Genomic DNA, 9,725 nt, shown 5'->3' on the forward strand with positions numbered 1-9,725 from the left:
TATTCCTCCCCATTTGCTACCAAGACCGGTCCGCTTTCGCGTCCTCCCCCGCTCTCGAGACAAAGCTAAGCACGGTTCGAGATTCTTTGCAACCGGTTGCAAAGTCCACATCTTGACTTCAACCTGCGACTGGTAGGCATAGGGATCCGATGGCAGTCACCCTCAAGGACGTAGCGCTTCGCGCCGGAGTCAGCCGCTCGGCGGTATCGCGCACGTTCACCGATGGCGCATCGGTCAGCGCCAAGACCCGAGACAAGGTCGAGCAGGCGGCGAGGGAGTTGGGATACGCCCCCTCCGCGCTCGCCTCGGCATTGTCGACGGGGCGGACCAAGCTGATCGGTCTGGTCTCCTCCAACTTTCACAACCCGCTTTTTCTGGAGATCTTCGACCTGTTCACACGGGGGTTGCAGGACCGCGGGTTGCGTCCCCTCCTCGTCAACCTGTCGGGGGAGACGGATCCGCAGGCGTCGCTCAGGATGCTGCGGCAGTATTCCGTCGACGGGGTGATTATCGCATCGTCGACCCTGCCGCCCAGCTTCGCGCGGGCCTTCAAGGATGCCGGTTTGCCGGTGGTGCATTCCTTCGGCCGTCGGCTCAGCGTGCCCGAGACCCATGTCGTCGGCATCGACAACGCGGAATGCGGGCGCATGGCGGCACGCACGCTTCGGGCGCGGGGGTACCGGTCCATCGCCTTTCTCGGCGGGCCGGAGGCGGCAACCTCCACGCAGGACCGGCTGGCCGGGTTCCGGGAAGGGGCAGGGGCCCTCGCCGTTCCCGCCACCTTTGCCGCGTCCTATACCTTCGAGGCGGGGCGCACGGCGATGCAGGCCGTGCTAGGCGGGGGGGCGCCGGCCGACGCCTACTTCTGCGGCGATGACGTCCTGTCGATCGGCGCGATGTCCGCCTTGCGGGACGCCGGGTTCGGCGTGCCGCGGGACGTGGGTATCATCGGCCTGAACGACATGGAGATCGCGGGCTGGGCCAACATCGACCTGACCACCATCCATCAGCCCGTCGCGGACATCATCGCGTCATCCATCGACCTGATCGTCGCGACCGTGGCGACCCCCGATTTGGCGCCCGAGGCGCGGCTGTTCCCCTGCCGGATCGTGGAGCGCGGGACGCTCAGGCCTCTGCCCTGAACATGGGTGGGCGGGCGTCGACCCATGCGCCGTCGGCCTTGCCCGATTGCGCCACGGCGAAGACCGCCGCCATCGAGCGCAGCCCGTCCTCGGCACGCGGATAGAGGTTCGCCGCCGGGTCCATCGCGCGACCGTCCTTCTGCGCGCGGATCGTCTCCGCCATATCGGCGTAGATGTTGGCGAAGGCCAGCGGCATCCCTTCGGCATGCCCGACGGTCACGCGGCTGGCGCGGTCCGCCTCGGGCGAGAGGTTCCCCTCGCCGCGCTCGATCACCTGCAGGCGCCCGCCGAGCGGCATATGGTAGAGCTGGTTCGGCTGTTCCTGCGCCCAGCGGAGGCCGCCGGTTTCCCCGAACACCTGAAGCGTCAGCCCGTGTTGCCGCCCGAGCGCGATGGAGGATGTCCAGAGCCGCCCGACCGTCCCGCCGTCCATCCGGAAGTTGACCATCGCGTCATCCTCGAGCACCCGGCTGTCGATGGTCGAGACGATGTCGGCGCTCAGGCGTTCGACGTTCTGGCCGGTGACGAAGCTGGCCATGTGCATCGCGTGGATGCCGCAGTCCGCGAACTGCGCCGACACGCCGGCCTGTGCGGGATCGTATCGCCAGCGGACGCGCGGATTGTCGGCATCGGCCGCGTCGGCATGATGGCCGTGGGCGAACTCGGCGACGACCACGCGGATGCGGCCAAGATCGCCCCGCGCCACCATCGCCCGCATGTGCCGCACCAGCGCATAGCCGGTGTAGCCATAGTTGACGGCGCAGATGCGTCCGCTGCGCTCGGCAAGGCGCACGATCTCCTCGCCCTCATCAACGGTCATCGTCATCGGCTTTTCGCAGAGGACGTTGAACCCGGCTTCGAGGAAGGCCTTGGTAATCTCGAAATGCGTCGCGTTCGGCGTGGCGACCGTCACGAGATCCAGACGGTCCGCGCGCGCCCGCTCGGCCCCCAGCATCTCGCGCCAGTCGCCGTAGGCGCGATCCGGGACGAGGCCGAGGCGTTGGCCATAGTCGCGCCCCGCATCGGCCCGGTGGTCGAGCGCGCCCGCCGCGAAGGTGAAGGCACCGTCCAGTCCGGCGGCCAGCCGGTGCGCCGGTCCGATCTGGCTGCCTTCGCCGCCGCCGATCATTCCCCAGTTGAGCTTTGCCATGTCAGAATCCGATCGATTGGAGGTATTCGCGATTCGCGCGCGCATCGCCCAGCGTGTCGGTGCCCATCGACGGATCGCAGTCCTGCTCGACCGTGCACCAGCCTTCGTAATTCGCATCCAGAAGCACCTGCCGCACCGCCGGGAAATCGACGTCACCCTGGCCCAGGTTGCAGAAGATCCCCTGGCCGCAGGCGTCGTAGAACCCGGTCCGGTTCTCGATCGCGCGGGCCTTTACCACCGGGTCGATGTCCTTGAAATGCATGTAGCTGATGCGCTCCATGTGCCGTTTCATGAAGGCTACGGGGTCGTATCCGGCATAGGAATGGTGGCCCGTGTCGAAACAGATCTTGAGGATGTCTTCCGGCACTTCGTCCAGCAGGCGGTCGAGTTCCGGCTCGAAATCCATGAACCCCGCGGCGTGGGCATGGATGCCGACGGTCAGACCGTATTCCTCCGCTCCCATGCGGGCGATGGTGGCGATCCGATCGCGGAAGGGCGCCCATTCGATGTCCTGCATCTGCTCGGATTCGCCGGCCCGCCCGGCGGTCGGCGCGCGGCGGGGCGAGATGGAGTCGATCAGCACGAGATGCTTTGCCCCATGCGCGACCAGCGCCTTGCAGGTTCGCACCGCGCCATCCTTCACGTCGTCCCAGGCGTCGGGGTCGTGGAAGGCGCGGAAGACCACGCCGCCGATGAGGGTAAGGTCGTGTTCCGCCAGCGCGTCGGCCAGAATGGCGGGATCTTCCGGCATGAAGCCCACGGGGCCGAGTTCGATGCCCTTGTAACCTGCCTCTGCGCATTGCTTGAGGACCGACTTCCAGTCGGGGTTGCGCGGGTCGTTGGCGAATTCCACACCCCAGGAGCAGGGCGCGTTTCCGATGCGTATCGTCATTCTTCTAACCTTCAATCGAAACCCAGCTTCGGGAAGCGGAGGATGCCCAGGCGGTGTCGACCACCCGGTTCACCTCCATCCCGTCGCGGAAGGTGGGAAACATGTTCTTTCCTGTCTCGATCGCGCGGAGAAAGTCCCGCGCCTCGATGATGATCTGGTCAAGATAGCCAGTCCCATGACCGGCTCCCTGACAGAAAGCGGCATAGTCGGGATGTGCGGGGCCCGTCAGGATACGGGTGAATCCGCGCCCCGCCTCGGGCCCTTCGCGAAGATAGACGTGAAGGGAGTTCTGGTCCTCCTGATCGAAACGGATGGACCCTTTGGTGCCATGCACCTCGTAGGCATAGCCCATCTTCCGCCCGGTGGCGGTCCGGCTGAAGTAGAGATGCCCCATGGCGCCGCCGGCGAACCTTACCATCATCTGCGCGTGATCGTCGTTTGCGACCTGCTCCGGGCCGTCAGGCCCGGGACGGGTGTCGTGCACGGTCTCGATGACGGCGGACAACGCGGCGATGGGGCCCATCAGCGCGAGCGCGCAGTTGATCATGTGCGGCGCAAGGTCGCCCATGGCGCCCGAGGCCCGATCCCGCGTGCGCCAGTTCGCGGGGGCGTCGGGGTCGGCCAGAAAATCCTCGGTATGCTCGCCCCGGAACCAGGTCACGTCCCCGATGGCGCCTTCGGCGATCAGACGTCGGGCTTCCTGCGTCGCCGGCGTGCGGACGTAGTTGAAGCCGGTCATGTTGACCGCGCCTGCGGCTTCGGCGGCGGCGACCATCGCCTTGCTGTCGGCCAGCGACGCACCCAGCGGCTTTTCGCAGAACACCGGCAACCCGCGCGCGAAGGCGGCTTCGGCGATGGCGCGATGGGTAGACTGGGGGGAGGCGATGATCACCGCCTCCACCGCCGGGTCCGCGACCAGGTCGCGCCAGTCGTCCGTAGCGCCTTCGAACCCGAACGCAGCGCGATACCGTTCCGCGGACTCGGGGGAAGTGGCGCAGACCTTGACCAGGCGCGGGCGCAGATTCGTCTCGAACACCGCGCCTACGGCGGACATGGCGACGGCATGAGCCTTTCCCATGTAGCCTCCGCCCACGATCCCGATTCCGATTGGTCGCATGTCCCGATCCTTTCCGGTTTAGGATTGCAACCGGTTGCAATATTCGTATGCTCGGATTTCGAGACGTGCAAGCGGATTTCAGGAGGCGCGATCATGACCTCAACCGGACGAACCGTCAGGCTGACCGTGGCGCAGGCCATCGTCCGCTGGCTGATGAATCAGTACATCGAGATCGACGGCGTCGAGACGCGCATCTGCGGCGGGGGTTTCGGCATCTTCGGCCATGGCAACGTCCCCTGCCTGGGCGAGGCGCTCTATGCCGTTCATTCGGACCTGCCGCTCTACCGCGGTCAGAATGAACAGGGGATGGGATTCGCGGCCGCGGCCTATGCCAAATATCACCTGCGCCGCCGCTTCATGTTCTGCACCGCCAGTGCGGGGCCGGGGACGGCGAACCTGCTGACCGCCGCGGCGTTGGCGCATGCGAACCGCCTTCCGATGCTGATGCTTTGCGGCGACACCTTCATCACGCGGCTGCCGGACCCGGTGCTGCAGCAGCTGGAGCATTTCGGCGATCCGACGCGGGGCCTGAACGATGCGTTCCGCGCCGTTAGCCGCTTCTGGGACCGGATCACCCACCCCGCGCAGGTTCTGCAATCCCTTCCTGCCGCGCTCGCCACCATGCTCGACCCCGCCGATTGCGGCCCGGCCTTCCTCGGGCTGCCGCAGGACGTGCAGGGCTGGGCGTGGGACTATCCCGAACGATTCTTCGACCGGCGGGTGCACCGCATCCGCCGGCAGGCCCCGGATACCGCCGAGGTGGCCGAGGTCGCGGATCTTCTGCGCGCGGCTCGACGCCCCGTTCTGATCGCGGGCGGAGGCATCCAGTATTCCCGCGCCGTCGAGACGCTGACGACGTTCGTCGAGGCGCACGACATTCCAGTTATCGAGACCATCGCCGGGCGCGCGAACCTGGTCGACGACCATCCGCTCAACATCGGGCCCGTCGGTGTCACGGGCTCCGACTCGGCCAACGCCATCGCCGCCCAGGCCGACCTGATCCTGGCCGTGGGCACCCGGCTGCAGGACTTCACCACGGGGTCCTGGACCGCCTTCGCCCCCGACGCACGGTTGGTGACGTTGAACGTCGGTCGCCACGATGCCGCGAAGCACTTGGCGACGACGATGGTGGGCGACGCCCGGCTGGGCCTGGAGGTGCTGGGCGCGGCATTGGGTGATCACAGAGCGCCTTCCGAATGGGTGGATCTGGCGAAAGCCGAGCGCCGCGCGTGGATGCGGACGGTCTCCGAAACCGTCCGGCCCGGAAACCGTCCGAACAGCTATGCCCAGGCCATCGGCGTGGTGAACGACCTCTGCGACCCATCCGACCGGATCGTCGCGGCCGCCGGCGGCCTGCCGGCCGAAGTCACGGCCAACTGGCGCACGCTGAAGCCCGGGACCGTGGACGTGGAATTCGGCTTTTCCTGCATGGGATATGAGATCGCGGGTGGCTGGGGCGCACGCATCGCGCAGGCGGAGGCGGAGCCGGACCGCGACACCATCGTCTTCTGCGGCGACGGATCGTACCTGTTGATGAACTCGGACATCTATTCCAGCGTCCTGACCCGAAAGAAGCTGATTGTCCTCGTTCTCGACAACGGCGGCTTCGCGGTCATCAACAAATTGCAAAACAATACCGGACAGGAGAGTTTCAACAACCTGATCGCGGATTGCCCCACCGTGCCCGAGCCCTTCACAGTGGATTTCGCGGCCCATGCCGCCGCGATGGGTGCCAATGTGGAAACGGTCGAGAATCCGGCCGGTCTGGCCGAGGCGTTTCGCCGCGCGCAGGCCGCCGACAAGACGAGCGTCATCGTGATGAAGGTCGATCCCTACGAGGGCTGGACCACCGGCGGCCATGCCTGGTGGGAGATCGGAACGCCCGAGGTGAGCGAGACGGAAAGCGTCCGCGAGGCCCATGAGGAGACCGAAGCGATGCGTGACCGCCAGCGGCAGGGGGTCTGAATGAAGACCTTTGCGCATGACCGGATCGACCCCGACGCGATCGTCGATGAGTTGTTGAACGGCGATGGAGCCGTGCGTCTGACGGGGTTGTTCGCGCCGGAGGACATCGCCGAGGCGCGGCGCACCGTCATGGAGCATTCGGACCGTGATGCCGGAAAGGTGACGCATTTTCAGGGTGTGGCCGAGGCGGAGGGCGCGCTCGCTCTGCAACGCCGGGTCTGGAACCTGCTTGCCAAGGGCGAGGTCTTCGCCCGCATGGCAGCCCATCCCGCCCTGATGGACATCCTTCGCAGGTTTCTGGGCACCGAGTTCATCATGGGTTCCATCGCCGCGAACCGCATCCTGCCGGGCGGGCCGGGGCAGGAGCCGCATGTGGACTATCCCTATTGGGACTTCCATGCACCCGAGACGCACCCCGTGGGGCTGAACGCCAGTTTTCCGATGAACGCGCAGGTCTCCGTCATCCTCGACCCGTTCACCGTGGAAAGCGGCGCCACAGCCTATGTGCCCGGAAGCCAGCGCCACCTGCGCTATCCGACCGAGGCGGACGATTTCCATGCCGGAGCCGAGCGCATGACGGGCGAGCCGGGCGACGTCGCCCTGTTCTTCGGCGCAGCTTGGCACTGCGCCATGCCGAACCGGTCGGACCATGACCGGAGCGCGATCCTGATCCAGTACCTGCCGAAATGGGTGAAACCGATGGAAGACATGCCGGCCGCCCTGCCGCCCGACGTGATCGAGGGTGCCTCGCCCGACCTGCGCCAGCTTCTGGGCCTGAACTACCCCTATCCCGAAGTGCTGGACACGGCGGCAGGCGGCAACGTGGAGGGCCGGGCATGAAGCTGGGTGGCAAGGATTTCCTGATCGTCGGACGCGCGGGAATGGATTTCTATCCCGATCCCCCCGGCACCCGGACCGAGGATGCCGCGCACTTCGTGTCCTGCCTGGGCGGCAGCAGCGCGAACATCGGCGTGGCGCTGGTGAAGCAGGGGTGCACCGCCGCGCTCGTCACCCGCGTCAGCGACGATGCCATCGGGCGGTTCGCGGTGAACCAGCTTGACCACTATGGCGTCGATCGCACCCACGTGACACCGGTGGGCGGCGAGGCGCGCAATTCTCTGGCCGTGGTCGAGACGCGGGTGGAGGACCATCAGTCCGTCATCTACCGCAACGGTGCCGCGGATTTCGAGATGACCGAGGCGGATATCGAGGCGGTCGATTACGCGCCTTACGACGCCCTCATCACCACCGGCACCGTCTTCGCCGCCGAGCCGAGCCGCACCGCCGCCTTCCGGGCCTTCGATCTGGCGCGAGGGGCCGGGCTGCCGCTGATCTTCGACATCGACTACCGCCCCTATTCCTGGCCCTCGGCCGAGGTCGCCGCCGAGGTGCTGGGCCGCGCCGGGGCGGCCTGCGACTGCATCGTGGGCAACGACGTCGAGTTCGGGTTCATGGCCGGCCGCTACGACCGCGGCCTGGACAAGGCGCGCGCGCTTGCGTCCGAAGGCAAGCTGATCGTCTACAAGATGGGCGAGAAGGGCGCGATCACCTTCCACGAAGGCGAGGAAATCCGGACCGGCATCTATCCGACCAAGGCCCTGAAGCCTACCGGCGCGGGCGACAGCTTCATGGGCGGGTTCATCGCCGCGCTGGCCAACGGCCACGATCTGAAGACGGCGATCCTGCGCGGCTCCGCCTCGGCGGCGATGGTCGTCGCCCGCGTGGGCTGTGCTCCGGCCATGCCGACCACCGACGAGCTCGAGGCCTTTCTGGCCGATCACCCCGGACCGACGGAGCAATCCCATGCACATCCCGCCCCATGACAACCGCAACAAGCCCATCGTCGACGTGGACGATGCGACCGTGCCGCTCAACTATTTCAACATCGTCAAGCTGACCGAGGGGCAGAGCTTCGACTACCGTGTTTCCGGCTACGAGACCTGCATCGTGCCCGCGACCGGCACCGTCACGGTCGAGGTCGCAGGCGAGACCTACCGCGACATCGGCCTGCGCACCGAGGACGTATTCGAGGGCGACCCGGAGGGCGTCTATGTACCCACCGACACCGCCGCCCGCATTACCTGCCGCTCGTCCGCCGCCGAAGTCTTCGTCGCGGGAGCGAAGTTCGACAAGACGCTGAAGCCGTTCGAGGTGCGCGCAAAGGATCTCGACAAGGTTCAGTACGGCTCGGACGACACCAAGACCCACCGCCGCATCGCCCACGTTCTGGGCGCGCAATACCACGACCGGGTGGGCCGCCTGTTGGTGAGCGAGCTGTTCACCGTTGGCGAGGGCGGATGGTCCGGGTTTCCCAGCCACAAGCACGACACCGACCGCCTGCCGGAGGAGACGCGCCACGACGAGACCTACAACTTCCGCTTCAAGCCGAACTACGGCTCGGGCGTTCAACTCCTCCAGCGCGTCGACAATGAGCCGGGCGACGCCTACCACGTCATGGATGGCTCGACGATCTGCATCGACAAGGGCTATCATCCCTCCTGCGTCCTGCCCGGATATCAGATGTACTACTTTACCATCCTGGGCGGTCTGAGCCAGCGGTCCTTGAAGCAGTACTTCCAGCCCACGCACGAAGCGCAGCTGCGGACCATACCCGGCATCATGGACATGGTGGCCAAGTTCAAATGACCCTTGCCACGCTGACCGATGTCTTCCGTCCCGACCGCGCCGTCGGCGGATTGGTCTGCCTGGGATGGGAGGACGCACGCGCCTATGCCCAAGCCGCCCAGTCCCTGAACGTGCCCGTCATCCTTCAGGCAGGTCCAAGTTGCCGCGATCACACGCCGCTGCCCGTCCTCGGCGCAATGTTCCGGTGGCTGGCGGCGGACGTGGACGTACCGGTCGTCGCGCATCTCGACCATGGCTACGACGCGGAAACCTGCCGCGCCGCGATCGAGGCGGGCTTCACCTCGGTGATGTTCGACGGCTCGAAACTGCCGCTCGACGAGAACATCGCCCGCACCCGCGAGATCGTCGAGATGGCCCATGCGGCGGGCGTGAGTTGCGAGGGGGAGATCGGGTTCGTCGGCTATGCCGAAGGCGTCGAGAGCCGGGGCACAGACCCTGGCGAAGCCGCGCGGTTCGCTTCCGAGACCGGGGTCGACGCGATGGCCGTGTCGGTCGGCAACACGCATCTGCAGACGCAGGCAGGGGCAGGGCTGGACGAAGACCTGATCGCGGCCATAGAGGCGGTCACCGATGTGCCCCTCGTCATTCACGGCGGATCCGGCGTTCCCCATGCGCAACGGGCGCGGCTGGCCCGGACCTCCGCCATCGCCAAGTTCAACATCGGCACCGAATTGCGACAGGCGTTCGGTGCGGCCCTGCGGGAAGCCGTCAACCGCGACCCGGACCGCTTCGACCGTGTCCAGATCCTGCGCGACACACAGGAGCCCGTGATGCGGGCGGCTGTCGCCGTCCTTCGATCCCTGAAAGGCTGAT

General features: G+C 66.7%; 9 protein-coding genes. 6 read left to right on the forward strand and 3 right to left on the reverse strand.

The features are described from left to right. The first annotated feature begins 149 nt into the window (after positions 1-149). Positions 150-1,142, forward strand: coding sequence for a LacI family DNA-binding transcriptional regulator (locus JAN5088_RS02270; RefSeq protein ID WP_055681195.1), 993 nt, complete (start codon positions 150-152; stop codon positions 1,140-1,142). Here the strand turns inward: JAN5088_RS02270 and JAN5088_RS02275 are convergent. From JAN5088_RS02275 to JAN5088_RS02285, 3 genes are read right to left on the reverse strand one after another with little or no spacing between them, the layout of a single operon-like run. Further along, on the reverse strand, positions 1,126-2,292 hold the full coding sequence (locus JAN5088_RS02275) for a Gfo/Idh/MocA family protein (RefSeq protein WP_055681196.1): 1,167 nt from the start codon (positions 2,290-2,292) through the stop codon (positions 1,126-1,128). The genes JAN5088_RS02270 and JAN5088_RS02275 overlap by 17 nt on opposite strands. A 1-nt stretch (position 2,293) precedes the next feature. Further along, positions 2,294-3,184, reverse strand: coding sequence for a sugar phosphate isomerase/epimerase family protein (locus tag JAN5088_RS02280; RefSeq protein ID WP_055681197.1), 891 nt, complete (start codon positions 3,182-3,184; stop codon positions 2,294-2,296). A gap of 4 nt (positions 3,185-3,188) precedes the next feature. After that, the gene (locus JAN5088_RS02285) at positions 3,189-4,301 is read right to left on the reverse strand and encodes a Gfo/Idh/MocA family protein (RefSeq protein ID WP_055681198.1); all 1,113 of its coding nucleotides are present in this window, start codon (positions 4,299-4,301) and stop codon (positions 3,189-3,191) included. Between the two features lie 93 nt (positions 4,302-4,394). On the opposite strand from JAN5088_RS02285, the gene iolD reads away from it, so the two are divergent. The 5 genes from iolD to JAN5088_RS02310 are packed head-to-tail and all read left to right on the forward strand — an operon-like array spanning position 4,395 to position 9,724. Beyond that, the gene (gene iolD / locus JAN5088_RS02290) at positions 4,395-6,266 is read left to right on the forward strand and encodes a 3D-(3,5/4)-trihydroxycyclohexane-1,2-dione acylhydrolase (decyclizing) (protein WP_055681199.1); all 1,872 of its coding nucleotides are present in this window, start codon (positions 4,395-4,397) and stop codon (positions 6,264-6,266) included. After that, positions 6,267-7,106, forward strand: coding sequence for a phytanoyl-CoA dioxygenase family protein (locus JAN5088_RS02295; RefSeq protein ID WP_055681200.1), 840 nt, complete (start codon positions 6,267-6,269; stop codon positions 7,104-7,106). After that, entirely contained in the window at positions 7,103-8,089 is a 987-nt protein-coding gene (iolC, locus tag JAN5088_RS02300; protein WP_055681201.1) for a 5-dehydro-2-deoxygluconokinase, read from the forward strand. The genes JAN5088_RS02295 and iolC overlap by 4 nt, the downstream gene beginning before the upstream one ends. Further along, positions 8,070-8,912 carry a 5-deoxy-glucuronate isomerase gene (locus tag JAN5088_RS02305; protein ID WP_055681202.1) on the forward strand — a complete coding sequence of 281 codons (843 nt, stop codon included), beginning with the start codon at positions 8,070-8,072 and terminating at the stop codon, positions 8,910-8,912. The genes iolC and JAN5088_RS02305 overlap by 20 nt, the downstream gene beginning before the upstream one ends. Next, on the forward strand, positions 8,909-9,724 hold the full coding sequence (locus tag JAN5088_RS02310) for a class II fructose-bisphosphate aldolase (protein WP_055681203.1): 816 nt from the start codon (positions 8,909-8,911) through the stop codon (positions 9,722-9,724). Before JAN5088_RS02305 ends, JAN5088_RS02310 begins: the two co-directional genes overlap by 4 nt. The last annotated feature ends 1 nt before the right edge of the window (position 9,725 follow it).

The organism is Jannaschia rubra (assembly GCF_001403735.1).
GTDB lineage: Bacteria > Pseudomonadota > Alphaproteobacteria > Rhodobacterales > Rhodobacteraceae > Jannaschia > Jannaschia rubra.

Bases quoted from the DNA above. Each gene is read 5' to 3' on its own strand.
- iolC (WP_055681201.1), top strand. From the start codon at position 7,103: ATGAAGCTGGGTGGCAAGGATTTCCTGATCGTCGGACGCGCGGGAATG.
- JAN5088_RS02295 (WP_055681200.1), top strand. From the start codon at position 6,267: ATGAAGACCTTTGCGCATGACCGGATCGACCCCGACGCGATCGTCGAT.
- iolD (WP_055681199.1), top strand. From the start codon at position 4,395: ATGACCTCAACCGGACGAACCGTCAGGCTGACCGTGGCGCAGGCCATC.
- JAN5088_RS02280 (WP_055681197.1), bottom strand. From the start codon at position 3,184: ATGACGATACGCATCGGAAACGCGCCCTGCTCCTGGGGTGTGGAATTC.
- JAN5088_RS02275 (WP_055681196.1), bottom strand. From the start codon at position 2,292: ATGGCAAAGCTCAACTGGGGAATGATCGGCGGCGGCGAAGGCAGCCAG.
- JAN5088_RS02270 (WP_055681195.1), top strand. From the start codon at position 150: ATGGCAGTCACCCTCAAGGACGTAGCGCTTCGCGCCGGAGTCAGCCGC.
- JAN5088_RS02310 (WP_055681203.1), top strand. From the start codon at position 8,909: ATGACCCTTGCCACGCTGACCGATGTCTTCCGTCCCGACCGCGCCGTC.
- JAN5088_RS02285 (WP_055681198.1), bottom strand. From the start codon at position 4,301: ATGCGACCAATCGGAATCGGGATCGTGGGCGGAGGCTACATGGGAAAG.
- JAN5088_RS02305 (WP_055681202.1), top strand. From the start codon at position 8,070: ATGCACATCCCGCCCCATGACAACCGCAACAAGCCCATCGTCGACGTG.